24 protein-coding genes are annotated in these 24,954 nt (G+C 73.9%); 8 read left to right on the plus strand and 16 right to left on the minus strand.

Annotation, left to right across the window (positions count from 1 at the left end; all coding sequences use genetic code 11):
• Nucleotides 1-40: 40 nt before the first annotated feature.
• The 9 genes from OG946_RS05040 to OG946_RS05080 all read right to left on the minus strand — a co-directional run bounded on the left by OG946_RS05040 (nt 41) and on the right by OG946_RS05080 (nt 7,270).
• Nucleotides 41-1,126, minus strand: a complete 1,086-nt coding sequence (locus OG946_RS05040; protein ID WP_326794944.1) for a sensor histidine kinase — start codon at nt 1,124-1,126, stop codon at nt 41-43.
• 73 nt (nt 1,127-1,199) lie between these two features.
• Nucleotides 1,200-2,069, minus strand: coding sequence for a TrmH family RNA methyltransferase (locus OG946_RS05045; protein ID WP_326794945.1), 870 nt, complete (start codon nt 2,067-2,069; stop codon nt 1,200-1,202).
• A 119-nt stretch (nt 2,070-2,188) separates the two neighbouring features.
• Entirely contained in the window at nt 2,189-2,575 is a 387-nt protein-coding gene (rplT, locus tag OG946_RS05050; protein ID WP_326794946.1) for a 50S ribosomal protein L20, read from the minus strand.
• 99 nt (nt 2,576-2,674) lie between these two features.
• A complete protein-coding gene (gene rpmI / locus OG946_RS05055) occupies nt 2,675-2,869 on the minus strand; it encodes a 50S ribosomal protein L35 (RefSeq protein ID WP_018852864.1) in 195 nt (64 codons plus the stop codon).
• A gap of 110 nt (nt 2,870-2,979) precedes the next feature.
• The gene (gene infC / locus OG946_RS05060; RefSeq protein WP_420308214.1) at nt 2,980-3,588 is read right to left on the minus strand and encodes a translation initiation factor IF-3; all 609 of its coding nucleotides are present in this window, start codon (nt 3,586-3,588) and stop codon (nt 2,980-2,982) included.
• Between the two features lie 319 nt (nt 3,589-3,907).
• Complete coding sequence (locus tag OG946_RS05065) at nt 3,908-4,273, minus strand: DUF1844 domain-containing protein (RefSeq protein WP_326794948.1); 366 nt, start codon at nt 4,271-4,273, stop codon at nt 3,908-3,910.
• A 78-nt stretch (nt 4,274-4,351) separates the two neighbouring features.
• A complete protein-coding gene (locus OG946_RS05070) occupies nt 4,352-5,104 on the minus strand; it encodes an SseB family protein (protein WP_326794949.1) in 753 nt (250 codons plus the stop codon).
• Nucleotides 5,082-6,419, minus strand: a complete 1,338-nt coding sequence (gene mycP, locus OG946_RS05075; protein WP_326794950.1) for a type VII secretion-associated serine protease mycosin — start codon at nt 6,417-6,419, stop codon at nt 5,082-5,084. The genes OG946_RS05070 and mycP overlap by 23 nt, the downstream gene beginning before the upstream one ends.
• Entirely contained in the window at nt 6,416-7,270 is an 855-nt protein-coding gene (locus tag OG946_RS05080; RefSeq protein WP_442814266.1) for a hypothetical protein, read from the minus strand. Before OG946_RS05080 ends, mycP begins: the two co-directional genes overlap by 4 nt.
• Between OG946_RS05080 and OG946_RS05085 the strand changes: the two genes are divergently transcribed.
• The gene (locus OG946_RS05085; RefSeq protein ID WP_326794952.1) at nt 7,251-7,658 is read left to right on the plus strand and encodes a hypothetical protein; all 408 of its coding nucleotides are present in this window, start codon (nt 7,251-7,253) and stop codon (nt 7,656-7,658) included. The genes OG946_RS05080 and OG946_RS05085 overlap by 20 nt on opposite strands.
• A gap of 137 nt (nt 7,659-7,795) precedes the next feature.
• Nucleotides 7,796-9,016, plus strand: a complete 1,221-nt coding sequence (locus OG946_RS05090; RefSeq protein WP_326794953.1) for an alanine racemase — start codon at nt 7,796-7,798, stop codon at nt 9,014-9,016.
• A gap of 49 nt (nt 9,017-9,065) precedes the next feature.
• Here the strand turns inward: OG946_RS05090 and OG946_RS05095 are convergent, their stop codons facing one another.
• From OG946_RS05095 to OG946_RS05105, 3 genes are read right to left on the minus strand one after another with little or no spacing between them, the layout of a single operon-like run.
• Nucleotides 9,066-9,851, minus strand: coding sequence for a 3-oxoacyl-ACP reductase (locus OG946_RS05095; protein ID WP_326794954.1), 786 nt, complete (start codon nt 9,849-9,851; stop codon nt 9,066-9,068).
• A gap of 5 nt (nt 9,852-9,856) precedes the next feature.
• Complete coding sequence (locus OG946_RS05100; RefSeq protein WP_326794955.1) at nt 9,857-11,263, minus strand: aldehyde dehydrogenase family protein; 1,407 nt, start codon at nt 11,261-11,263, stop codon at nt 9,857-9,859.
• A gap of 11 nt (nt 11,264-11,274) precedes the next feature.
• Nucleotides 11,275-12,666, minus strand: a complete 1,392-nt coding sequence (locus OG946_RS05105) for a glutamine synthetase family protein (RefSeq protein ID WP_326794956.1) — start codon at nt 12,664-12,666, stop codon at nt 11,275-11,277.
• A 94-nt stretch (nt 12,667-12,760) separates the two neighbouring features.
• Between OG946_RS05105 and OG946_RS05110 the strand changes: the two genes are divergently transcribed.
• The 3 genes from OG946_RS05110 to OG946_RS05120 all read left to right on the plus strand — a co-directional run bounded on the left by OG946_RS05110 (nt 12,761) and on the right by OG946_RS05120 (nt 15,882).
• The gene (locus tag OG946_RS05110) at nt 12,761-13,501 is read left to right on the plus strand and encodes a FadR/GntR family transcriptional regulator (RefSeq protein WP_326794957.1); all 741 of its coding nucleotides are present in this window, start codon (nt 12,761-12,763) and stop codon (nt 13,499-13,501) included.
• A gap of 141 nt (nt 13,502-13,642) precedes the next feature.
• Nucleotides 13,643-15,184, plus strand: a complete 1,542-nt coding sequence (gene eat, locus OG946_RS05115) for an ethanolamine permease (protein ID WP_326794958.1) — start codon at nt 13,643-13,645, stop codon at nt 15,182-15,184.
• Nucleotides 15,184-15,882, plus strand: a complete 699-nt coding sequence (locus OG946_RS05120; RefSeq protein ID WP_326794959.1) for a gamma-glutamyl-gamma-aminobutyrate hydrolase family protein — start codon at nt 15,184-15,186, stop codon at nt 15,880-15,882. The genes eat and OG946_RS05120 overlap by 1 nt, the downstream gene beginning before the upstream one ends.
• A gap of 13 nt (nt 15,883-15,895) precedes the next feature.
• Here the strand turns inward: OG946_RS05120 and OG946_RS05125 are convergent, their stop codons facing one another.
• Complete coding sequence (locus OG946_RS05125) at nt 15,896-16,753, minus strand: SAM-dependent methyltransferase (protein WP_326794960.1); 858 nt, start codon at nt 16,751-16,753, stop codon at nt 15,896-15,898.
• Nucleotides 16,754-17,141: 388 nt separating this feature from the next.
• A complete protein-coding gene (locus OG946_RS05130) occupies nt 17,142-18,089 on the minus strand; it encodes a LysR family transcriptional regulator (protein WP_326794961.1) in 948 nt (315 codons plus the stop codon).
• Between the two features lie 70 nt (nt 18,090-18,159).
• On the opposite strand from OG946_RS05130, the gene OG946_RS05135 reads away from it, so the two are divergent.
• Nucleotides 18,160-19,242 carry a TDT family transporter gene (locus tag OG946_RS05135; RefSeq protein ID WP_326794963.1) on the plus strand — a complete coding sequence of 361 codons (1,083 nt, stop codon included), beginning with the start codon at nt 18,160-18,162 and terminating at the stop codon, nt 19,240-19,242.
• A gap of 24 nt (nt 19,243-19,266) precedes the next feature.
• Nucleotides 19,267-19,989 carry a helical backbone metal receptor gene (locus OG946_RS05140; RefSeq protein WP_326794964.1) on the plus strand — a complete coding sequence of 241 codons (723 nt, stop codon included), beginning with the start codon at nt 19,267-19,269 and terminating at the stop codon, nt 19,987-19,989.
• Between the two features lie 93 nt (nt 19,990-20,082).
• On the opposite strand, the gene OG946_RS05145 is transcribed toward OG946_RS05140, so the two are convergent.
• On the minus strand, nt 20,083-22,713 hold the full coding sequence (locus OG946_RS05145) for an ABC transporter permease/substrate binding protein (protein WP_326794965.1): 2,631 nt from the start codon (nt 22,711-22,713) through the stop codon (nt 20,083-20,085).
• Nucleotides 22,706-23,776, minus strand: a complete 1,071-nt coding sequence (locus OG946_RS05150; RefSeq protein WP_326794966.1) for a quaternary amine ABC transporter ATP-binding protein — start codon at nt 23,774-23,776, stop codon at nt 22,706-22,708. Before OG946_RS05150 ends, OG946_RS05145 begins: the two co-directional genes overlap by 8 nt.
• A gap of 235 nt (nt 23,777-24,011) precedes the next feature.
• Between OG946_RS05150 and OG946_RS05155 the strand changes: the two genes are divergently transcribed.
• Complete coding sequence (locus OG946_RS05155) at nt 24,012-24,920, plus strand: 5'-3' exonuclease (RefSeq protein WP_326800149.1); 909 nt, start codon at nt 24,012-24,014, stop codon at nt 24,918-24,920.
• The last annotated feature ends 34 nt before the right edge of the window (nt 24,921-24,954 follow it).

Here is a 24,954-nt window from a genome sequence, read left to right on the forward strand (position 1 = left end):
GCGTGGACATGGGTGAAGCCCGTGGGCGGGCGGCCGCTGCTCAGGCGAGGTGGGCCGGGGCGCCGACGGGCAGGGTAAATCGGAAGCGGGCGCCGCCGCCGGGGGCGCGGCCGACCGTGATGATCCCGCCGTGGGCCTCCACGATGCCCTTGACGATGTACAGCCCCAGGCCCGTGCCGCCGCGCTTGCTGCCCCGCCAGAAGCGGGTGAAGACGCGGCTCATCGACTCCTCCGGGATGCCGGGGCCTTCGTCGCTCACGGTGACCTGGGTGCCTTCCCTGCCGTGGTTGAGGGTGGCGGGTGCCACCTCGATGGTGACAAGTCCCTCGCCGTGCCGCACGGCATTTTCCAGCAGGTTGCCCAGCACCTGGTCGACCTTGTCCGGGTCGGCCCACAGCTCGGGCAGCTCCCCCGGCACCAGCGTGCGGAACCGCGCCGGGTCCTGGCCCGCGGTGGTCTGCGCCTCCACGTGCCGGTGCACCGCGGCGACCACGTCGACGCGCTGCTTGCGCACCTCGAGCCGGCCGGAGTCGATACGGGAGATGTCCAGCAGCTCGGCGATGAGCCGGGTGACGCGGTTGGCGTCGGCGTGCACGGTCTCCAGCATCAGCCGCTTCTGGTCGTCGGTGAACCGCTCCCACTTCGCCAGCAGCGTGGCGGTGAAGCCCTTCACGGAGGTCAGCGGCGAGCGCAGCTCGTGCGCGACGGTGGCGATCAGCTCCGCGTGGCTGCGCTCGCTGCGCCGCCGGGCCTCCGTACCGCGCAGGGTGACGACGAGCTTGCGCACCGGGCCCGTGCGCCCGTCGCGCACGTAGCGGGCGGCGACCAGCACCTCGCGGTTGCCGGGCAGCAGCAGGTTGCGCTCCGGGTGCCCGGTGCGGATGGCCAGGCCGCCGTACGGGTCCGTCAGCCGCCACCAGCGGCGGCCCTTCAGGTCCTCCAGGGGCAGCGCCTCGGCCAGCGGGCGGCCGAGGACGGCGGCCGGCTCCAGGGCGGTGATCCGCGCGGCGGCGGCGTTGAAGCGCACCACGACGCCGCGCTCGTCGGCCACGACGAGGCCGTCCGGCAGATCGTCGGGCGCACAGCCGAGGTCCTTGGCCTCGGGCCCGTCATCTGCACTCTCCACCCCATGAACCCCCTCCCGCAGACCGGGCGTTGGCCTGCCCGTACGGTCGACTCGCGGACCTAGAGCGGTCACCTTACCGGGCGGAGCTGACGGGACGGCACCCGCCGATCGGGCGGTGCGCCCGGGCCGAGGCGTAGAGGCACACGGCGGCGGCGGTGGCGAGGTTCAGGCTCTCGGCGCGGCCGTGGATCGGCACCCGCACGACGGCGTCGGCGAGCGCCCTGGTCTCCGCGGGCAGCCCCCACGCCTCGTTGCCGAAGATCCAGCCGGTGGGGGCGGCGAGGCCGCCGTCGTCCAGCTCGTCGTCGAGGTCCCGCTCCCCCGCCCCGTCCGCGGCCAGCAGCCGCACCCCGGCGGCGCGCAGCTCGGCGGCGGCGCGCTCGGCGGGCACGCCGGTGACGACGGGCAGGTGGAAGAGGCTGCCTGCGGAGGCCCGTACGGCCTTGGGGTTGTACGGATCCACGGAGGCGTCGGTCAGCACCACGGCGTCGGCCCCCGCGGCGTCGGCGCAGCGCAGCACGGTGCCCGCGTTGCCGGGGTCGCGGACGTGCGCCAGGACGGCCACCAGCCGGGGGCGGGCGGCGACGACGCCGGCGAGGGGCACGTCGAGGAACCGGCAGACGCCCACCAGCCCCTGCGGCGTCACGGTCTGCGAGAGCCCGGCGACGACCTCCTCGGCGGCGGCGTGGACGCGCACCCCCGCGCTCCGGGCCGCCCCGACGATCTCCGCGTGCCGCTCGGCGGCCTCCGCGGTGACGAACAGCTCGACCAGCGCAGGGCCGGCGCCGCCGGCCGCTCCGGCCCCGTACGCCACCGCCTCCCGCACGGCCTGCGGACCCTCGGCGAGGAACCTGCGCTCCTTGGCCCGCCCGGCACGCCTGAGCAGCTTGCGGGCGGCGGTGACGCGGGCGGAGCGCGGCGAGATCGGCTCGGGGGTGCCCATGGGCGGCGGGGAGACCTTTCGTGCAGCAGGTGCGGACGGCGGGAAGACCCGCGCTGAAGACAGAACCCGCAGGCCGGCGGCCTGCGGGTCCTTGGTACGTACCGTGCGAGCGCGGTGGCTCAGGCGACGGACTTCGGCGCGTTGACGTCGCTGGGCAGCGCCTTCTGCGCCACCTCGACGAGCGCGGCGAACGCGCCGGCGTCGTTCACGGCCAGCTCGGCCAGCATCTTGCGGTCCACCTCGACGCCCGCGGCCTTCAGGCCCTGGATGAAGCGGTTGTAGGTGATGCCGTTGGCGCGGGCAGCGGCGTTGATCCGCTGGATCCAGAGCTGCCGGAAGTCGCCCTTGCGCTTCTTGCGGTCGTTGTAGTTGTAGACGAGGGAGTGGGTGACCTGCTCCTTCGCCTTGCGGTAGAGGCGGGAGCGCTGGCCGCGGTAACCGCTGGCCTGGTCGAGGATCGCCCGGCGCTTCTTCTGGGCGTTGATTGCCCGCTTGACGCGTGCCACTTGTTCACTCCTTGGGGCTGGGTCGCGTCGGCTGCGCGACCCGGAACGGCTGGGTCCCGGTCTCTTGAGTCCTGCGCCCTGCCGGTGCAGGGCGGCGACTCACCTGCCGAGAAGCTTCTTGACCTTCTTGGCGTCGGCCTTGGACAGTTCGACCGTGCCGGCGAGGCGCCGGGTCAGAGTCGACGGCTTGTGCTCCAGGTAGTGGCGCCGGTTGGCACGCTGACGCAGCACCTTGCCGGAGCCGGTCACGCGGAAGCGCTTCTTGGAACCACTGTGGGTCTTGTTCTTCGGCATCTCGCCGTTCACTCCTCGTCTTCGGCGCCTCCCACCACCCCGTAAAAGGGCATGCAAAAGCGTCAGACTGACTTCGTCCTACGTCTCCGGACCCGGGGCCGGGTCCGCGATCAGGCCTCGGCGCGCTCCGCCGGAGCGGTGTCGTCGCCCCTGCGCTCCGCCTTGCGGGCGGCCTGGGCCTCCCGGGCTTCGGCCATCGCCTCGGTCTTCTTCTTGTGCGGACCGAGGACCATGATCATGTTGCGGCCGTCCTGCTTGGGGTTGGACTCCACGAAGCCCAGCTCCTGCACGTCCTCCGCGAGCCGCTGCAGCAGCCGTCGGCCCAGCTCGGGACGGGACTGCTCACGACCGCGGAACATGATCGTGATCTTGACCTTGTCACCCTGCTTGAGAAACCGCTCGACGTGACCCTTCTTGGTGTCGTAGTCGTGCGGGTCGATCTTCGGCCGGAGCTTCATCTCCTTGATGACCGTGTGCGCCTGGTTCTTGCGCGCCTCACGGGCCTTCATGGCCGACTCGTACTTGAACTTCCCGTAGTCCATCAGCTTGCACACCGGAGGACGGGCGTTGGCCGCCACCTCGACCAGGTCGAGGTCGTACTCCTGGGCAAGCTCCAGAGCCTTGGCGAGCGGGACGATGCCCACCTGCTCGCCGCTGGGGCCGACAAGTCGCACCTCGGGGACGCGAATCCGGTCGTTGATGCGGGGCTCGGCGCTGATGTGGCCTCCTCATTTCCACCACGCGACTGCCTGGCGGGCAACCGCGTCACGTTCTGTCTGCCGACCATCCGACGCGGGCACGAAAAAACCCCGGACGGGACGCAAATGCGGGCTCCTGCCGGGGAGCACCGCCGCAGAGCCAGCCGCGGGGCGCTTGGGACCGGTGACCCGCCGACCGGGGGCCGGAAGGTGGGAGATCGGAGCCTCCACTTGCGGGCCGGTCGCTCCTCTTTCCTGCATGGCGCGTCCGGCCGGTCGCTGTCAAGCATACCAGTGCGCGGAGAGACCCTGCACATCCGTGCCGCGCCCGCGGCGGGAGTCAGCCGAAGACGGGGCCCGTGTACGCCTCGCCGGGGCCCTGGCCCGGCTCGTCCGGGTGCTCGGACGCCTCGCGGAAGGCGAGCTGGAGCGACTTCAGCCCGTCGCGCAGCGGGGCCGCGTGGTACGAGCCGACCTCCGCGGCACCCGCGGTGACCAGCCCGGCCAGCGCGGTGATCAGCTTGCGGGCCTCGTCGAGGTCCTTGTGCGCGGCGCCGTCCTCGGCGAGCCCGAGCTTGACCGCGGCAGCGCTCATCAGGTGCACCGCCACCGTCGTGATCACCTCCACGGCGGGGACCTCGGCGATGTCGCGGGTCATCGCGTCGAAGTCGGGTCCTGCGTCGGCGCCGGGGCCGGTGTCGCTCATGGGGGCTCACTTCCTCGTACGGGACCGGAGGCCACCCTAACCAGCGCCGGGGCCGCGGCCCGGGGCCGGGTACGGGCGCTACCCGGCGGGGCGCAGCGGCAGCGGTGCGCCGGGGAGCGGGGTGTCCGGCGGCAGCAGGGCCAGGTCCAGACCGCGCACCAGCCGGGCCCGCAGGGCAGCGTCGGCGGCCAGCGCCTCGGCGACGGCGCGGGCGACGGCGGCGGGGGCGGTGCCGGCGGCGGGGACGAGGGCCAGGGTGCCGTCCGCCTCGCCGGCGCGGGCCAGGGACGCGGCACGTACCCCGGGGACACCTGAGACCACGGCGGTCACGGCCGCGACGACGCCGGGATCGGCCAGCGGGTCGGTGCTGCCGCGGCCCTCGGCGGCGGCGAGCAGGGCAGGACCTGTCAGCTCGTACGGCACGGGGCCCGCGACGTCCAGGACGACGGTGTCGGCGCGCTCGGCTACGGCGGCCCGTACGGCCTGCGGCAGCGCTACGGCCACGGGGCGGGCGGCGGGGTCCCAGCGGGCGAGGGCGGCGGTGGAGGTGAAGGCGGGCAGGGCACGCCGGCCGCCGGGGACTTCGAGGGTGGGCACCGCCATGTCGCTGGTCTTGTCGCGGCGCAGTCCGTCGGGCCCCTCCTCCACTTCGCCGAGGAGCGCGACGACGGGGACCAGCACCCGCGTGCCGGCGAGGGCGGCGAGCACCCGGGGCCCGGCCGCGGGGTCGTCGGGGGCCTCCGCGTAGGCGGTGAGGGCGGCGGCGAGGCCGGGGTCCGCCGAGCCGTCGTCGGCGGCGAAGCCGGGGTCAGGGATGTTCTTCAGTGACACCCGACGAGCCTAGCGGTGGCCCGTCGTCCCCCTGCGGGCGCGGTCCTGCGGCGCCGGGCGGGGGCGCCGACCGCGGCGGCCCGGCCGGCGGCGGCGCGAAGGGCGGGGGCTCGGGGCCGCGCCAGACGCCGGCCGCGCGCGACCGCGGACCGCGCCACAGGAACCACGCGCCCGCGATCAGCCCCACGCCTATGACGCCCGCGGCGAGCGCCAGGCCGTTGGGCCCGTCTTCCTCGGTGGCGACGAGCGCGGGCGCCGAGCCGAAGCGCTTCTCGTCGTACGCGGCCGACTTCGGCTCCTGCGGCGCGGCCTTCAGCTCCCGGGCCGCGGCGACCGCCGCCGCCGCGTCCACCCGGCCGGCGCCCAGCTCGTCGTCGCGGCCGCCCTCCGGCGGGTCCTGCGCGGTGTCGCGCAGCAGGTCGCGGATCTGCCAGGGGGTCAGGTCCGGGTTGGCGGCGCGGACCAGGGCGGTGACGCCGGAGACGAACGCGGCGGCGGCGCTGGTGCCCCAGCCCTCGTAGTAGGTGCGGTCGGGGTCGGCGATGGCCACGTCGACGCCGGGGGCGGCGACGGTGGCGTACCAGTGCCTGGTGGAGAACTCGGCGCGCGCCCCCGTCCGGTCGACGGCGGTGACGGCGATGACGCCGGGGTAGGCCGCGGGGTACGAGATGCGGTCGCCCTTCTCGCCGCTGTTGCCCGCGGACGACACCACGGTCACGCCCTTGCGCAGCGCGTACTGCACGGCGGCGTCCTCGCCGGGCTCGGGGTGGGCGGACTTGCTGTCGTCGCCGAGGGAGAGGTTGATGACGTCGGCGCCGTTGTCGACGGCCCAGCGGATGCCGTCCGCGAGCGCGCTGCCGCGGGTCTCGCGGGCCTTGCCGCGCTGCGCGTCGCCGTCCTCCAGGATGACCCGTACCGGCAGGATCTTCGCGTCCGGCGCGACGCCCGTGACGCCCTCTGCGGCGCCGGGGCCGTGGCCGTGCGCGGCGATGATGCCGGCCATGGCGGTGCCGTGCCGGGCCCAGGAGTCGTCGCCGCGGCGGGCGCCGAAGCCGACCAAGTCCTTGCCGTCCAGCACCTGTCCGGTGAGGTCGGGGTGGCCGGCGTCGACGCCGGTGTCGAGTACGGCGACGGTGACGCCCTCGCCGCGCGTGGTGTTCCACGCCTCGGGGGCGCGGACGTCGTCCAGGCCCCACTGCAGCTCCTGGAGGCCGTCCGCGTGCGCGGGGGCGGCGGTGGCGCCGAGCAGGGCGGCGGCGGCCAGCGCGGCGAGGAGCGCGGCGGCGCGGCGGCGTACGCGGAACGGGCGGGTCACCGCGGGGACTCCGTGGCCTTGGCGGAGGTCTTGCGCAGGCCGCGCTCGACGCGGTCGGCGATGCCCTCGGCGTCGTGGCCGAGGCCGGCCTGGGCGGGCGCGGTGGTGGTGTCGGGGTGGACGGCCTCGTTGGCGGGCTGCGGTTCCGTCACGGCGCGGCCGTCGGCGAAGCCGGTGACGGCGTAGAGGACGACGGGGGCGTCGGAGAGCACGCGTACGGTCCAGGTCGCGCGCTGCCCGGCGCCGAAGCCGGCGGCGGGTCCCGTCTCCGTGCCGTACGCGCGCGGCAGCATGTCCGTCCGCGCGGCCAGCTCCCGCTCCTCGAAGCGGTCCTCGAACCGGCCCATCTTCGCGGCGCCCGCCGCGGTGAAGACCATGCCGACGGTGGTGACGCTGCTGCGGGTGACGTCGGTGTACGTGGCGCGCAGCAGCTTCTCGCAGCCCACGCGGCGCAACTCCCGTGCCAGCGCGGCGTCGAGGCCCTCCTTGCAGTCGGCGGGCGGGGCGACGGCGACGCGCACCCAGACGCGGTCGGCGCCGCCGGGGCCCGCGCCGTCGCCTTCGAGCCGGGGCGGGAAGAGGGTGTCGACCGGGGTGGCGTGCCAGAGGCCGCGGGCCACCTCGTACGCCCCGGGCCTGGCCTGCGCGCTCGGCCCGTCGCTGAGCAGGCTGCCGGTGGCGGCGCCCACGACGAGGCCGACGCCGGTGACGAGGGCGACGGCGGCGGCCACGGTGCGCGCGACGCTGCGCCGTTCCGCGGGCGGCTCCGGCTCGGGGCGGGGGATGTCGGAGGGGAGCACGGATGCCATGTGCAGCGGGGCGCCTACGGGCTTGGGAGGGACGGCGGGCACGGGCGGGGCGTACGGCCGCGGCGGGTGCCGCGGCGGCCTGGACCCTGACGACGAGGTGGCCGGGGACGGCGAAGAGGGCGGGGCATCGGCGGACTCGGCCGCGAGCGGCGGGGGTTCGGCCGCCGGCTGGGGGCGCTCCGGCCGTACGGGACCGTCGGCCGGCGCGGGCCCGGCGGCCCGTACCGCGGTGCCGGAGCCGCCCGGGGGACCGGCCGGCCGCGGGGGCTCCGCGTCCGCCCGCGGCGACACGGGCCGTACGGGCTCCGCGCTCAGCGGCGGCTTCGTGCTCTCGCGCGGCTTCGCCGCGGGCGGGGAAGCCGGCGACGGCGGGGCCGCGGGAGTCTGCTCTGCGTCAGTGCTCAACAGCCCCCTCACTCCCCTCCTGTGAGTAGCCCCCGGATGACCTGCTGGACAGGCGCTCGCGACACTCTACTGGGCTCCCGCGACGGACGGTGCGCCGCCCGAATGCCTCATCCTGTCCGTACCCACTACCGCCTCCCGGGCACGCGGTGGCAGGCTTCCCCCATGCCGGCCCACACCGCCCATGTCCCGGACCACGCGGCCCTGCGCGCCCGCTACGACCGCGCCACCGCCCACCTCGACGCCCCCTTCGCCGCCGTCGACACCGAGGCGCTCGACGCCAACGCCGCGGATCTGGTGCGCCGGGCCGCGGGCAAGCCGGTGCGGGTGGCGAGCAAGTCGGTGCGCTGCCGGGCGCTGCTGGAGCGGGTGCTCGCCGAGCCGGGGTTCGCCGGGGTCATGTCCTTCACGCTCCCCGAGTCGCTGTGGCTGGCGCGCTCCGGCTTCGCGGACGTGCTGCTGGCGTACCCGTCCGCGGACCGCGCCGGCTTCGCCGAGCTGACCGGCGACCCGAAGCTCACCGCCGCGGTGACGGTGACGGTGGACGACCCGGCGCAGTTGGACCTCGTCGACGCGGCCCGGGGGCGCGGGCGCGAGGAGGTGCGCGTCTGCCTGGAACTGGACACCTCGCTGCGGCTGCTGGGCGGCCGGCTGCGCGTCGGCGCCCGCCGCTCGCCGCTGTCCGACGCGGCGGCGCTGGCGGCGGTGGCCCGCGAGGTGGTGCGGCGACCGGGCTTCCGGCTGGTGGGGCTGATGGCGTACGAGGGGCACGTGGCCGGCATCGGGGACGACGTCCCCGGGTGGCCGCTGACGTCGCGCGGGATACGGCTGATGCAGGCGGTGGCCAGGCGGCAGCTCGCCGAGCGCCGGGCGGAGGCGGTGGCGGCGGTGCGGCGGCTGGCGGATCTGGAGTTCGTCAACGGCGGCGGTACGGGCAGCGTGCAGCACACCGCCGCCGAGGACGCGGTCACCGAGGTCGCCGCCGGCTCGGGGCTCTACCAGCCGCGGCTGTTCGACAACTACACCGCGTTCACCGGCCGCCCCGCCGCCGTCTTCGCGCTGCCCGTCGTCCGCCGCCCCGGCGTCGGCGTCGTCACCGTCCTCGGCGGCGGCTACCCCGCATCCGGACCCGCCGGCTCCGACCGGCCGCCCGTGCCGTACCTGCCGGAGGGCCTGCGCTACGACAAGCAGGAGGGCGCGGGCGAGGTGCAGACCCCGCTGCTCGGCGCGCCCGCCGACGACCTGCTGGTCGGCGACCGGGTGTGGTTCCGGCACGCCAAGGCGGGCGAGCTGTGCGAGCGGTTCGACGCGCTGCACCTGATCGAGGGCGAGCGCGTCACGGAGACGGTCCCGACGTACCGCGGCGAGGGCCGTACGTTCCTCTAGGCAGGCCCGCCCGGACGGCGCGCTGAGCGGGCCGCCCGGGCGGACGCGGCTACAGCGGCGTGACGTACGCGCCCGCGATGCCGCCGTCGACCAGGAACTCCGCGGCGTTGACGAAAGACGCGTCGTCGCTCGCCAGGAACGCGACCGCGGCGGCGATCTCCTCCGCCTCCGCGAAGCGGCCCGCCGGGATGTGCACCAGCCGCCGGGCCGCGCGCTCCGGGTCCTTGGCGAACAGCTCCTGGAGCAGCGGTGTGTTGACCGGCCCGGGGCACAGCGCGTTGACCCGGATGCCCTCCCGGGCGAACTGCACGCCCAGCTCGCGGGACATCGCCAGCACCCCGCCCTTGGAGGCGGTGTAGCTGATCTGGGAGGTGGCGGCGCCCATCACGGCCACGAACGAGGCGGTGTTGACGATCGAGCCGCGGCGCTGGCGCTGCATGTACGGGAGGGCGGCCTTGCAGCACAGGTAGACGGAGGTCAGGTTGACCTCCTGCACCCGGCGCCAGGCGTCGATGCCGGTGAGGAGGATGGAGTCGTCCTCGGGCGGCGAGATGCCGGCGTTGTTGAACGCGACGTCGACCGAGCCGTACGTGTCGTACGCGGCCTTGAACAGCGCCTCGACGTCGTCCTGGACGGTGACGTCGGTGCGGACGAACAGCCCGCCGGTGGCCTCGGCCGCCGCCTTGCCCGCGGTCTCGTCGACGTCGGCGCAGACGACGTGCGCGCCCTCCGCCGCGAGCCTGCGGGCGGTGGCCAGGCCGATGCCGCTGCCGGCTCCGGTGACGACGGCGGTGCGGCCGGGCAGCCGGCGGCAGACGGGGGTCTGGTCGGTCAACGTGCTCACTCCTCGGTACTGATGAAGACGTTCTTGGTCTCGGTGAACGACGCGAGCGCGTCCGGGCCCAGCTCGCGGCCGAGGCCGGACTGCTTGAAGCCGCCGAAGGGGGTCCAGTAGCGCACGCTGCTGTGCGAGTTGACCGAGAGGTTCCCGGCGGCGACGGCCCGCGAGACGCGGACGGCGCGGCCGGTGTCGCGGGTCCACAGCGAGCCGGACAGCCCGTACGGGCCGGCGTTGGCGAGGCGTACGGCGTCGGCCTCGTCGTCGAAGGGCTGGACGACGGCGACGGGGCCGAAGACCTCCTCGCGGCTGACCGGGTCGTCGGGCGGCGCGTCGGTGAGGACGGTGGCCGGGTACCAGTACCCGGGGCCCTCGGGGACGGTGCCGCGGATGGCGGCCGGGCGGGACTCGGGGACGTGGCCGCGGACCCGCTCGCGGTGGGCGGCGGAGATCAGCGGGCCCATCTGCGTACCGGGGTCGGCCGGGTCGCCGGCGGTGAAGGCGAGGACGGCGGGCTCCAGCAGGGCGAGGAAGCGGTCGTACACGCTGCGCTGGACGAGGATGCGGCTGCGGGCACAGCAATCCTGGCCGGTGTTGTCGAGGAACGAGGCGGGGGCGGCGGCCGCGGCGCGCTCCAGGTCGGCGTCGGCGAAGACGATGTTCGGGCTCTTGCCGCCGAGTTCGAGGGTGACGCGCTTGACCTGCTCCGCGCAGCGCGCCGCGATGCGCTTGCCGACGGCGGTGGAGCCGGTGAACACGACCTTCGCCACGTCCGGGTGGTCGACGAGCGCGGCGCCGGCGACCGGTCCTGCGCCCGGCACGACCTGGAACAGCCCCTCCGGCAGGCCCGCTTCGAGCGCCAGCTCGGCGAGCCGCAGCGCGGTCAGCGGGGTGGTCTCGGCCGGCTTGAGCACGACGGCGTTGCCGGCCGCGAGCGCGGGGGCGGTGCCCCAGGCGGCGATGGGCATGGGGAAGTTCCACGGGGCGATGACGCCGACGACGCCGAGCGGCTCGGCGAAGGTGACGTTGAGCCCGCCGGCGACCGGGATCTGGCTGCCGGTGAGGCGTTCCACTCCCCCGGCGGCGTAGTCGAGAAGGTCGCGTACGTTGCCGGCCTCCCAGCGGGCGGCGGCCACCGGGTGCCCGGCCTCGGTGACCTCCAGCCGGGCCAGTTCCTCGATCCGGTCGTCGACCTCGGCGGCGAAGCGGCGCAGCAGCCGGGCGCGGTCGCCGGGGGCGAGGGCGGCCCAGCCCCGCTGGGCCTCGGCGGCGCGGGCGACGGCGGCGGCGACCTCTTCGGGGCCCGCTGCCGGGACGGTGGCGACGGGCTCCTCGGTGGCGGGGTTGACGACGGTGTGCTCGTGCGGCGTGGCGGGTGGTGCCTGTGCTGCGGGTGCTGATGCTGCCAAGGGTGTCGACCTCACATGCGCTCGAAGGACCGGAAGCGTTCCCAGTCGGTGACGGCGGTGTCGTACGCCTCCTGCTCGACCCGCGCCATGTTGCGGTAGTGGCGTACGACGTCCTCGCCGAACGCCTCCCGGGCCAGCGCGCTGCCGCTCCACAGCTCGGCGGCGTCCCGGAGGGTGGCGGGGACGTGCGCGGCGTCGCCGGTGTAGGCGTTGCCGGTGCAGGCTTCGGGGAGTTCGAGCTTCCGCTCGACGCCGTGCAGCCCGGCGGCGATCATCCCGGCGACGGCGAGGTACGGGTTGACGTCGCCGCCCGGCAGCCGGTTCTCCAGCCGCAGTGAGCCGCCGTGGCCGACGACGCGGATGGCGCAGGTGCGGTTGTCGGGGCCCCAGGCGACGGCGGTGGGGGCGAAGGAGCCGGGGCGGAAGCGCTTGTAGGAGTTGATGTTCGGGGCGTAGAGGAGGGTCAGTTCCGGCAGGCAGGCGAGCTGTCCCGCGACGAAGTGCCGCATGGTCTCGGACATGCCGTACGGGGCGTCCCCGTCGTCCGGCCCGTCGGGGGCGGCGAAGACGGGGGCGCCGTCGGCGTCGCGTACCGACAGGTGGATGTGGCAGGAGTTGCCCTCGCGCTCGTCGTACTTCGCCATGAAGGTCAGCGCCGTGCCCTCCTGGGCGGCGATCTCCTTGGCGCCGGTCTTGTAGATGCTGTGCTGGTCGCAGGTGGTCAGCGCGTCGTCGTAGCGGAAGGCGATCTCGTGCTGGCCGAGGTTGCACTCGCCCTTGGCGGACTCGACGGTCATGCCGGCGGCGGCCATCTCGTTGCGGATGCGGCGCAGCAGGGGCTCGACGCGGCCGGTGCCGAGGACGGAGTAGTCGACGTTGTACTGGTTGGCGGGGGTCAGGTCCCGGTACGCGCTGTTCCACGCCTGCTCGTAGGTGTCCTTGAAGACCATGAACTCCAGCTCCGTGCCCGCGTACGCGGTCCAGCCGCGCTCGGCGAGCCGGTCGAGCTGGCGCCGCAGCACCTGCCGCGGCGAGGCGGTGACGGGCGCGCCGTCGTGCCAGGCGAGGTCGGCGGTGACCATGGCGGTGCCGGGGTGCCAGGGGATGCGGCGCAGGGTGGCGAGATCGGGGTGCATGGCGAAGTCGCCGTAGCCGCGCTCCCAGGACGACATCTCGTAGCCCTCGACGGTGTTCATGTCGGCGTCCACGGCGAGCAGGTAGTTGCAGCCCTCGGTGCCGTGTGCCAGCACCTCGTCGAGGAAGAAGGGGGCGGCGAAGCGCTTGCCCTGAAGCCTGCCCTGCATGTCCGTGAAGGCCAGGACTACGGTGTCGAGCTCACCGGCCTCGACGAGCCGGCGCAGCTCGGGCACGGGCAGCGCGGGGGTGCGTGCGGAGTCGGTCACGGAGGGTCTCCTCTTTTGCGGACGTCTTAAGGTATGCATGGATACCTTTGGTTGGGAAGTAGGAAGAGGCAGCGGGTCGGGAGAGCGGGGCGGGATGAGGGCGTTCAGCAACGCGGCGGCCGGCGACGGGCTGCGGACCGTACTGCGCCCGGTGCGCGCGGGCAACGGCTTCGAGGAGGCGCTGGAGCAGATACTGCAGGTCCTGCGCCTGGGCCTGGTGCCGCCGGGCGAGCGGCTGCCCGCGGAGCGGGAGTTGGCCGAGCGGCTGCGGATCAGCCGGGTGACGCTGCGGGACGTGCTGAAGGTGCTGGCGGACGAGGGGCTGGTGGAGAGCCGCCGGGGGCGCTACGGAGGCACGTTCGTACGGGAGCGCACCCCCGCGCGCCGGGACGCGCAGGAGGAGCTGCGCCGGCGCACGGAGCGTACGGACCTGGAGGACGTGCTGCGCTTCCGCGAGGTGCTGGAGACGGGCGCCGCCGAGCTGTGCGCCGGCACCGAGATGGCGCCCGGGCAGCGGGCGCGGCTGCGCGCCGCCCTGGAGGCCACCCAGGACGCGCCGCTGGGCGACTACCGGCGGTTGGACACCCTGCTGCACCTGACCCTCGCGGAACTCGCGGGCTCGCCGCGGCTCGCGGCGCAGTACGCCGCCGTCCGGGCCACCGTCAACGACCTGCTGGACTGCATCCCGCTGCTGGTGCGGAACCTGGAGCACAGCCAGGCGCAGCACGCCGCGCTCGTCGGCGCGGTGCTCGACGGCGATCCGGACGCCGCCCGCGAGATGATGCGCGAGCACTGCGCCGGCACGGCGGCGCTGCTGCGCGGCTTCCTGGGCTAGGCCCTGTCGGGCACACCGCCGCGGACCGGCCGCGTAACAGGACCTTCATGCACGGGGCTTGCGCTCGTGACGTCGGCGCCGCAAAGGTATGGGACCACACCATTACTGGGTCCCACCGTCCGTTGAGGCAGGAGCGGCACCATGAGCGAAGGCACCGAGTCCCGCACCGCACCGCCCGGCCCACGCGCGGCCCCCGACGGCGCTCCCGGCGCCCCCGCCGGCCCCGGCTCCGGCTCGGGCCCCGTCGCGCACGACGCCGCGGACGACGCGTATCTCCAGCGCCGCGCGCTGCGCGCCGGCAGCGCCGGGCCGCTGCTGCTCACCGGCCTGGGCGTGGCGTACGTCGTCTCCGGCGACTTCTCCGGCTGGAACTTCGGCCTGGCGGAGGGCGGTTTCGGCGGCCTGGCCATCGCCGCGCTGCTCATGGGCGTGATGTACACCTGCCTGGTCTTCGCCCTCGCCGAGCTGGCCGCCGTGCTGCCCACGGCCGGCGGCGGCTACGGCTTCGCGCGGAAGGCGCTGGGCCCCTGGGGCGGGTTCATGACCGGCACGGCGATCCTCATCGAGTACGTCCTGGCGCCGGCCGCGATCGTCATCTTCATCGGCGACTACGTCGAGTCGCTGGAGCTGTTCGGGCTCACCTCCGGCTGGCCCGTCTACCTCGCCTGCTTCGCCATCTTCCTCGGCATCCACCTGTGGGGCGTCGGCGAGGCGCTGCGCTTCAGCCTCGTCGTGACCGCCGTAGCGGTCGCCGCGCTGCTGATCTTCGCCATCGGTGCCCTCACCGAGTTCAGCGCCGGCTCGCTGAACGACATCCCGGTCGACGACGGCGCGCTCGGCGCCAACTCCTGGCTGCCGTTCGGGATCCTGGGCATCTGGGCGGCGTTCCCGTTCGGGATGTGGTTCTTCCTGGGCGTCGAGGGCGTGCCGCTGGCCGCGGAGGAGACCAAGGACCCGTCCCGTACGCTGCCGCGCGCGATGGCCTGGGCGATGGGCGTGCTGCTGCTGCTCGCCGTCGTCACCTTCATCGCCGCGGCCGGCGCCCGCGGCTCCGCCGCCGTACAGGACGCGGGCAACCCGCTGGTGGAGGCGCTGCAACCGGACGGCGAGGCGACCGCGCTCAGCCGGTTCGTCAACTACGCGGGCCTCACCGGGCTCGTCGCGTCGTTCTTCTCCCTCATCTACGCCGGCTCGCGCCAGCTCTTCGCGCTCTCCCGGGCCGGCTACCTGCCCCGCGTCCTCTCCCTCACCTCCCGCCGCAAGGCCCCGTTCCTGGGCCTGCTGGTGCCCGGCGCGATCGGCTTCGCCCTGGCGGCCGGGAGCGGGAACGGGGCGCGGATGCTCAACGTCGCGGTGTTCGGTGCCACCATCTCGTACGCGCTGATGGCGCTCTCCCACATCGTGCTCCGCCGCCGCGAACCGGGGCTGCACCGCCCGTACCGCACGCCTGGCGGGGCGGTGACGTCCTCGGTGGCGTTCGTGCTCGCGCTGTCGGCGCTGGTGGCGACGTTCCTGGTGGACAAGTGGGCGGCGATGATCGCGGGCTGCGTGTACGCGGTGGCCCTGGGATATTTCGCACTCTACAGTCGGCACCGTCTGGTCGCGGCGGCCCCGGAGGAGGAGTTCGCGGCGCTGGCGGAGGCGGAAGCGGAACTCGAACGCCCCACGACGAGGGAGAAGTGATGAGCAGGACCCGGCCCCTGATCGGCATTTCCACCTACCTCGTCGACGAGGCCAGGTGGGGCCAGTGGCACCTGCCCGCCGCCCTGCTGCCCGCCGGCTACCACCGCCTCACCCAGCGCGCCGGCGGCCTCGCCGCGCTGCTCCCCCCGGACGCCCCGGCCCGGGCGGCGGAAACCCTGCGCCGCCTGGACGGCCTGATCATCGCGGGCGGCCCTGACCTGGACCCGGCCCGCTACGGCGCCGAGGCGGACGCCCGCACGGACCCCGTCACTCCGACGTCACGGGAGCGGGACGAGTGGGAACTGGCCCTGATCGACGCGGCCCTGGCGGCGGAGCTGCCGCTGCTGGGGGTCTGCCGCGGGGCGCAGTTGCTGAACGTCGCCCGCGGCGGCACGCTGCGCCAGCACATGGAGGGCCACCGCGAGCGCCCGGGCGTCTTCGGCGCCCACGAGATCAAACCGGTCCCGGGCACGCGGCTCGCCTCGCTGCTGCCGGAGGCGGTGACGGTCCCGGCGTACCACCACCAGGCGGTGGCGGAGCTGGGCACCGGCGTGATCGCGTCGGCGTACGCGGCGGACGGCGTGGTGGAGGCGCTGGAGCTGCCGGCCGCGGGAGGCTTCGCGCTGGGGGTGCAGTGGCACCCGGAGATGGGCGAGGACGCGCGGGTGCTGCGGGGCCTGGTGGAGGCGGCGGGCTGACGGGCTCGGCGCCTCAGCCCGCGGGCTTGCGGACGATGCCGCCGTACTCGTAGACGGGCTTGGCGTGTTTCGTGGTGCCGAGGTACGGCTGGAGAACCGGGTCGACGGGGGCCAGCGGCGGCTGGAACCGGTCGGGCCGCCAGTCGACGAGATCCACCAGCCCGGGCTCGACGGGCTCCAGCCCCCGGACGAGGGCGTCGACCTCGGCGGGCGTCCTCGTCTGCCACGGGATGCCCTTGGCCCGTACGCTCTCGGTCATCGCGGCGCTGGTGACGGGATCGTCGGTGACCACCTGCGACAGACACACGCAACTGCCGGGCCGCGCGCGGTCGAGCACGGCGCCGAGGACGCCGACGGGGTCGTCGGCGTCGGGTACGTGGTGCATGACCGACAGGTAGAGCACGGCGAGTGGTTCGTCGAAGTCGATGAGCCGGGTGACGAGCGGGTCGTCGAGGATGGTGGCGGGGTCGCGCAGATCGCCGTCGACGACGATGGTGGAGGCGTCCTCGGCGAGCAGCGCGCGGCCGTGGGCGAGGACGATGGGGTCGTTGTCGACGTAGACGACGCGGGCGTCGGGGGTGAAGCGCTGGGCGACCTGGTGGACGTTGTTGTCCGTGGGCAGCCCGCAGCCCATGTCGAGGAACTGCCGGATCCCGGCTTCCTCGACGAGCCACCGCACGGCCCGGAAGAGGAACAGCCGGTTCTCACGGGTGATGTCGAGCCCGGCGGGGAACTCCTTGAGCTGCTTGAGCGCGAACTCCCGGTCGACGGCGTAGTTGTCCTTGCCGCCGAGAAGCCAGCCGTAGACGCGGGCGGACGTGGGCTGCTCGACGGAGACGCCGGGTATGAAGGACTGGTCCTCTGCTGACACCACGCGCTCCCCGCGTCCACTCGACGCCTCGAAGATCAAGACAGGTTGGAACGAGGGTAACGCGGAAATCCCCCACCCGCAGGGGGTACGGAGCCCCTGCGGGAACGCGGGGAGCGGGTGTCGGGACCGCAGGCACGACGGATACAGGGTGCTGCGGCGGCGGGTGTGCGGAGCGCAGGCCGCGGGGTGCAGGGGCACAGCCCCGCAGGGGTCTCAGGAGCGACACCGCGCGGGCATGGCGGGCGGGTACGAGGGCCGCGGGGTGCAGGGGCGCAGCCGCGCGGGGGTCCGGGGCGCAGCCCCGCGGGGGGCTCGGGGGCGGAGCCCCTGAGGAAGCGGGACGGGGCGGGGACGGGGCGACCCCACCCGCCACGGACCCGGCCGGCCCTCATCCCGCCCCCTTGCCCCCTCTCGTCAGGGACAGGAGGTCCCGGGCCGGGCCCGTGGGGCGCTGGCCGCGGGGCCAGACCGCGCGGAGGGCTCGGGTCAGGGGCAGGTTCGTCACCGCGACCGCCACCAGGCGCCGCGTCGCCACCTCGTCCGCCACCGCCAGTTCCGACAGCACCGCCGGCCCCGCCCCCGTGACCGCCGCCGACTTCACCGCCGTCGTCGACGCCAGTTCCAGCAGCGGCGTCCCCAGTCCGCCGTACGGGCCCAGCGCCTCGTCCAGCACCTGTCGCGTACCGGAGCCCTGCTCCCGCAGCACCAGCGCCGCCCCCGCCAGCTCCCCCGGCGGCAGCCCCCGCAGGCGCCGCGCCCACGGATGCGACGGCGCCACGACCACCAGCAGCCGGTCGTGCCCGATCACCGCCCCGTCCAGACCCGACGGCACCCCCGAGCCCTCCACGAACCCCAGGTCCGCCGCCCCGGACCGCACCTGCGACGCCACCGCCACCGAATTTCCCGCCTGCAGCGACACCGCCGTCTCCGGCCGCGCCGCGCGCAGCGCGACCAGCCATCCCGGCAGCAGGTACTCCGCGACCGTGAGGCTCGCCGCCACCCGCAGCCGCGAGTCCCGCCGCGCGCGCAGCGCCGCCGCGCCCGCGTCGAACGCCTCCGCCGCCTCCACCACCCGCCGGGCCCACTCCGTCACCACGCCCCCGGCCTCGGTGAGCCGCGAGCCCGCGGGCGAGCGGTGCACGAGCGCGACGCCGAGCTGCCGCTCCATGGACCGGAGGCGCGCGCTGGCCGCGGGCTGGCTCACGCCGAGGGCCTTCGCCGCCCGCCCGAGGCTGCCCAGCCGGGCGACGGCGAGCAGCAGTTCCAGCGCCGCCAGGTCCGGCACCCGGCGGGCCAGCGACGGCTCCCCGTCACCCGCGGCCTCGTACTCGCTCATAACCCCAGCTTATGAGCCGATAGAAGATCGGTCCCTACCGGGCGCCCGCCACCCGGGCGAGGCTGATGCCATGGCCGCCACCGCCCTCGTACGCCCCCGCCCCGCCACCCGCGCGCACCACCGGCTCTCCACCCGCGACCTCGGCCCCAACTGGTACGCAGGCGTCATGGGCACCGCCATCGTCGCCACCGCCGGAGCCGCGGTCGGCCTGCCGCCCGCCGCGCTGGTCCCCGTCTGGGCCCTGGCCGCCGTTCTCCTCGCCGCGCTGCTCGCCGCCCGTGCCGCGCACTGGGCCCGGCACGCCGACCGCGCCCGCGAGCACCTCGCCGATCCCGCGGTCGCGCCGTTCTACGGGTGCCTGTCGATGGCCCTGCTCGCGGTCGGCGCCGCGACGACCGCCGTGGGGGCGCGCGTGACGGGCGGCGGCGCCGCGTTCGCCGTGCACGCCGCGCTGTGGGCGGCGGGTACGGCGGTGGGGCTGGTGGCGGCCGTGGCCGTGCCGTATCTGATGGTCGTACGCCACCGGGTGCGGCCCGGCGACGCCTCGCCCGTGTGGCTGCTGCCGGTGGTGGCCCCGATGGTGTCGGCCGCGACCGGTCCGGCGCTGGCGCCGCGGCTGCCCGCGGGGCAGTGGCGGGAGTCGCTGGTGCTGGGCTGCTTCGGGATGTTCGGGATGAGCCTGCTGGCGACGCTGCTGATGCTGCCGCTGGTCTTCGCCCGGCTGGTGGAGCGGGGCCCGCTGCCGCTCGCGCTGACTCCGGCGCTGTTCCTGGTGCTGGGGCCGCTCGGGCAGTCGACGACGGCCGCGGGGGCGCTGGCGGACGGCTCGGCGGCGGTGCCGGGGGCGTTCGCCGCGCTGTACGGGGTGCCGGTGCTGGGCTTCGCGCTGCTGTGGCTGGCGGTGGCGGGGGCGCTGGTCGTACGGGCCGCGCGGCGCGGCATGCCGTTCGCGCTGACGTGGTGGGCGTTCACGTTCCCGGTGGGCACGTGCGTGACGGGCGCGGCGAGCCTGGCGGAGCACACGGGGCTCGCGGCGTTCCGCGCGCTTGCGGTGCTGCTGTACGGGCTGCTGGTCGCGGCCTGGCTGACGGCCGCGGTCCGTACGACGGCGGCGGTGGCCCGAGGCGACCTTCTCGCGGCCCCGGCCCGCTGACGACCGTCCCCGTAGCCTGAGGAGATGGCAGGCAGGCGTGTGGTGTCCCTGGTTCCGTCGCTGACCGAGGCGGTCGCCGTCTCGGCGCCCGGCACGCTCGTCGGCGCCACCGACTGGTGCACCCACCCGGCGGGGCTCGACGTCGTACGGGTGCGGGGGACGAAGAACCCGGACGTCGAGCGGATCGTCGCGCTGGCGCCCGACCTGGTCGTCGCGAACGAGGAGGAGAACCGCGAGCCGGACCTCGCCGCGCTGCGGGCGGCGGGGCTTGAGGTGCTGGTCACCGAAGTCCGCACGCTGGAGCAGGCATTCGCGGAGCTGGCGCGGGTGCTGACGGCGTGCGGGGCCGCGGCACGGCCGGAGTGGCTGGCCGCCGCCGAGGCGGCCTGGCGTGAGGTACGGCCGGGGTCGCGGGCGCGGCGGGCGGTGGTGCCGGTGTGGCGGCGGCCGTGGATGGTGCTGGGCCGGGAGACGTTCGCCGGGGACCTGCTGGCGCGGCTGGGGGTCGCGAACGTGTACGCGGGGCACGCGGAGCGGTATCCGCGGGTGCCACTCGCGGAGCTGCACGAGAGCGGCGCGGAACTGGTGGTGCTGCCCGACGAGCCGTACGCCTTCGGGGCTGACGACGGCCCGGAGGCGTTCCCGGCGATGGCGGCGGCACCGGTGAGCGGGCGGCATCTGACGTGGTACGGGCCGTCGCTGGCCGAAGCGCCCGGGGTGCTGGGCGCGGCGCTGCGCGCGGCGTAGGAAGGGCGACGGCGGGCGAGAGGCGGCCAGAAGGCGGGCGCCCCGCCGCCCCCGCGCAGGGGGACGACGAGGCGCCCGGAGTGTGACCGCCGGTCAGGAGACCGGTGCGATCCGGTCGATGACCTCGGGATTGTCGTCCATCCACTTGCGGGCGGACTCCTTCTCCTTGCCGTCACCGCCGTTCTGGATCTCGACCTCCAGCGAGGACAGCTCCTCTTCGGAGAGCTTGAAGTCCTTCAGCCACTCGTGGAACTCCGGGAAGTCCTCGGCGAAGTCCTTCTTGGCAACGGTGTGGATGTCGTCGCCCTCGCCCCAGGCCCCCTTCGGGTCCTCCAGCTTGGTCAGGTCCCACTTGCCGTAGGCCCAGTGCGGCGACCAGAGCGTGACGACGATGGGCTCCTTCTTGTCGTACGCCCGCTCCAGCTCGGCCAGCATCGAGGAGGTGGACGAGGAGACGACCTCCCAGTCCTCAAGCCCGTACTCGTTGACGACCTTGTCCTGGAGGATCCCCATCATGCCGGCGCTGGCCTCGATACCGATGATCTTCCCGTCGAACTCGCCCTTGTGATCCTTCAGATCCTCCAGGGACTTGATGTCCTTCATGTACGACGGGACGGACAGCTCCAGCGTGGTCGGCCCGTACCAGGAGCCGATATCGGTGAGGTTGTCACCGAATCTCTCCCAGTACTGCTCGTGCGTCACCGGTAGCCAGGCGTCGAACTGCACGTCCATCTGGCCCTCGGCGAGCGCGGTGTAGAGCGGGCCGGGGTCGAGCTGTTTGACGTTGGTCTTGTAGCCGCGGTCCTCCAGCACGTTCTGCCACAGGTACGTGGACGCGATGGCCTCGTCCCACGGGAAGTAGCCGAGGTTCACGGTCTTGCCCGCGTCCTTGCCCTGGGTGCCGCCGCCGCTGCCGCCGTCGGGGAGCGGGGCCATCTTGTCGACGTAGCCCTCGTTCTGCTCCAGCCAGTCGCGGACGGCCTGCTGCTCGTTGCCCTCCCCGGCGTCGACGATCATCTCCTCCAGGCTGGTGAGCTCCTTCTCCTTCATGGTGAAGTCGCGCAGCCACTCGGCGACGACGGGCTCGTCCTTCGCGAAGCCCTTGCGCGCGGTGCTGTGCACGTCGTCACCGGAGCCCCAGGCCTTCTTCGGATCCTCCAGCTTGGTCATGTCGTACTTGCTGTACGCCCAGTGCGGCGACCAGAGCGTGACGACGACCGGCTCCTCGGCCTGGTACGCGCGCTCCAGCTCCGCGAGCATCGAGGAGGTGGACGAGGAGACGACCTCCCAGTCCTCCAGGCCGTACTCGTTGACGACCTTGTCCTTCAGGATGCCCATCATGCCGGCGCTGGCCTCGATGCCGATGATCTTCCCGTCGAACTCGCCCTTGTGATCCTTCAGATCCTCCAGGGACTTGATGTCCTTCATGTACGACGGGACGGACAGCTCCAGGGTCGTGGGCCCGTACCAGGAGCCCATGTCCTCCATCTTGTCGCCGAACTTCTCCCAGTACTGCTCGTGGGTCACGGGCAGCCAGGCGTCGGTCTGGAAGTCGACCTGGCCCTCGGAGACGGCGGTGAAGAGCGGGCCCGGGTCGAGCTGCTTGGTCTCGGCCTCGAAGCCGCGCTGCTCCAGCACCTCCTTCCACAGGAAGGTGGAGGCGATGCCCTCGTCCCAGGGGATGTACCCGATGTCGATCTGCCGGCCCTCGCCGACGTCGGTGGACGCGGCGGCGGCCTGCGGGGTGCCCTCGTCGTCGGACTCGGCCAGGTTCAGGCCGCCGGCGAGCAGCGCCAGCACGACGATGCCGACGGTGGCGACCGCGGTGGTGGGCTTGTAGTGCAGGAACTTCCACCGGTCGACCGCGGCCGCGGTCTTGGCGAGCGCGCGCCGGCCGAGCGGCGAGACGCGCTGGTTGAGCGCGCTGGTCATCCGGTCCAGGTACATGGCGAGGATGACGACGACGAGGCCGCTTTCGAAGCCGGTGCCGATGGCGACGCGGGTGACGGCGTTGTAGACGACCTCGCCGAGGCCGCCGCCGCCGACCATGCCGGCGATGACGACCATGGACAGCGCGAGCATGATGACCTGGTTGACGCCCGCCATGATCGTCGGCAGCGCCAGCGGCAGTTGCACGCGGCGCAGCGTGTCGGCGGGCTTGGTGCCGAACGCCTCGGCGGCCTCGACCAGTTCGGCGTCGACCTGCCGGATGCCCAGCTCGGTCATGCGCACGCCGGGCGGCATGGCGAACACGATGGTCGCGATGATGCCCGGGGTGATGCCGATGGAGAAGAAGATGACGCCCGGGATCAGATAGACGAAGGCGGGCATCGTCTGCATGAAGTCGAGCATCGGCCTGATGGCGGTGCTGACGACCTTGTTACGGGCCGCCCAGATGCCCAGCGGCACGGCGATCACCACGGTGATCGCGGTGGCGACCAGCACCATCGACAGGGTTTCCATGGCCTCGGGCCACAATTGCACCGAGTCGACGATGGCGAATCCGGCGAACGCGAGCACCGCGGGCAGCGGGCCGCGCAGCCAGAAGGCGATCACGGCGAAGATGCCCGCCATGACGAGCGGTTCCGGCGCGTCGAGGACGGCGTTGACGCCGTCGTACATGCCGGAGAGGACCGTGTCGATGAAGTCGAAGAGCCAGCCGAGGTGGTCCTTGAGCCAGTCGACCACCGACTCGACCCGGGACCCGAAGTCGATCTCAGGCACCTGCGGTCACCTTCTCGCCCTCGTCGTCGCCTGCCTGGTCGCCCAGGATGGACAGCAGCCGGCCGCGCTCCACGAGGCCGACGAGGTCGCCGTCGGCGTCGGTGACGCCCACGGCGTCGTCGCCGGTCGCGAACGGGCCGAACAGCTCGGCGACGGGTGTGTCCTCGGTCACGCTGACGGGCGCGGCGGCGCGCAGTTCCTTCGGGGAGAGGCCGTCCTGCGGCTCCTCCATGATGGATCCGGCGGTGAGCACCCGGGTGCGGTCGACGTCCTCGACGAAGCGGCGTACGTAGTCGTCCGCGGGCCGGACGAGGATGTCCTCGGGGCTGCCTATCTGGACGATGCGGCCGTCGCGCATGACGGCGATGCGATCGCCCAGGCGCATGGCCTCGTTGAGGTCGTGGGTGATGAAGACGATGGTCTTCTTCAGCTTGGACTGCAGCTCGATGAGCTGGTCCTGCATGTCCCGCCGGATCAGCGGGTCGAGCGCGCTGAAGGACTCGTCCATGAGCAGCAGGTCGGCGTCGGTGGCCAGGGCGCGGGCCAGGCCCACGCGCTGTTTCATGCCGCCGGAAAGCTCGTCGGGCCAGTGGTGCTCCCAGCCCTTCAGGCCGGTCAGCTCCAGCGCCTCGGTGGCGCGCTGCTCGCGCTCCGCCCGGGGTATGCCCTGGACTTCGAGGCCGTACGCGGCGTTCTCCAGGACGCTGCGGTGCGGGAAGAGCGCGAAGTGCTGGAAGACCATGCTGATCTTCGTGGAACGCACCTCGCGCAAATCGCGGTCGGTCAGCGACGTCAGGTCCTGGCCGTCGAAGAGCACCCGGCCCGATGTCGCGTCGAGCAGCCCGTTGAGCATGCGCAGCAACGTGGACTTGCCGGACCCGGAGAGGCCCATGACCACGAATATCTCGCCCGACTCGACGGTGAAGGAGGCGTCCACCACCGCCGCGGTCGTGCCCTTTTTACGAAGTTTCTCACGGTCTTCGCCGGACTCTAGCCGGGCGACCGCGTCTTCTGGCCGTTTGCCGAACACCTTGTACAGGTGCTCCGCCTGGAGCCTGCTCACATACACCTCACGCTTCGAACGGAAAAATCGACCTGCCTCCCCCGTCGGCAGGTCGTGGAGTGACGCGGGTTCTGCCCGGTTGCTTACCGAATTGTCCGTGTATAGACCATCGGTTCACTCCACTTCCGCCGCTGCCCAGGATCACGATGTCCAAACCATTGCGTGATCCAGTTCACATCTCGATCGCGTTTGGTCGCGGTGCATACGGCATCATCAGGGGATGACCCGACGCCTGATGCTGCTCGACTCGGCCAGCCTCTACTTCCGCGCGTACTTCGGCGTACCGGAATCGGTCACGGCCCCCGACGGCACCCCCGTGAACGCCGTGCGGGGGCTGCTCGACTTCATCTCCCGGCTCGTCGCCGACTACCGGCCCGACGACCTCGTGGCCTGCATGGACGCCGACTGGCGGCCGCAGTGGCGGGTGGATCTCATCCCGTCGTACAAGGCGCACCGGGTCGCCGAGGAGCACCCCGGGGAGGAGGCGGACGAGGAGGTGGTTCCGGACACGCTGTCGCCGCAGGTGCCGGTCATCGAGGAGGTGCTGGACGCCCTCGGCATCGCGCGGGTGGGCGTGGCCCCGTATGAGGCGGACGACGTGATCGGCACCCTGGCCGCGCGGGCGGCCGGGCCCGTGGACATCGTCACCGGCGACCGCGACCTTTTCCAACTCGTCGACGACGCCCGGGGGGTACGGGTGGTGTACCCGGTCAAGGGCGTCGGCAACGCCACCGTCATGGACGGCACGGCGCTGCGCGAGAAGTACGGCGTCGACGGCTCCGGCTACGCCGACCTCGCCCTGCTGCGCGGCGACCCCAGCGACGGCCTGCCGGGCGTGCCGGGCATCGGCGAGAAGACCGCGGCCAAGCTCCTCGACGCGTACGGCGACCTCGCCGGCATCATGGCCGCCGTCGACGACCCCACCTCGCGGCTCACCCCGGCGCAGCGGCGCCGGCTGGCCGAGGCGCGGCCGTACGTCGAGGTGGCGCCGAAGGTGGTGCGGGTCGCGGCCGACGTGCCGCTGCCGGCGTACGACCCGGAGCTGCCGCGGACGCCGCGGGACCCGGAGCGGCTGGCGGCGCTCGCGAAGCAGTGGGGGCTCGGCGGCTCGCTGGAACGGCTGCTGACGACGCTTGGCGGCTGACGTCGGGGCCGCGACGCGGGCCGGGCGCCGCGGT

The sequence above is a fragment of the Streptomyces sp. NBC_01808 genome (assembly GCF_035917395.1).
In the GTDB taxonomy this organism is placed as follows: Bacteria; Actinomycetota; Actinomycetes; order Streptomycetales; family Streptomycetaceae; genus Streptomyces.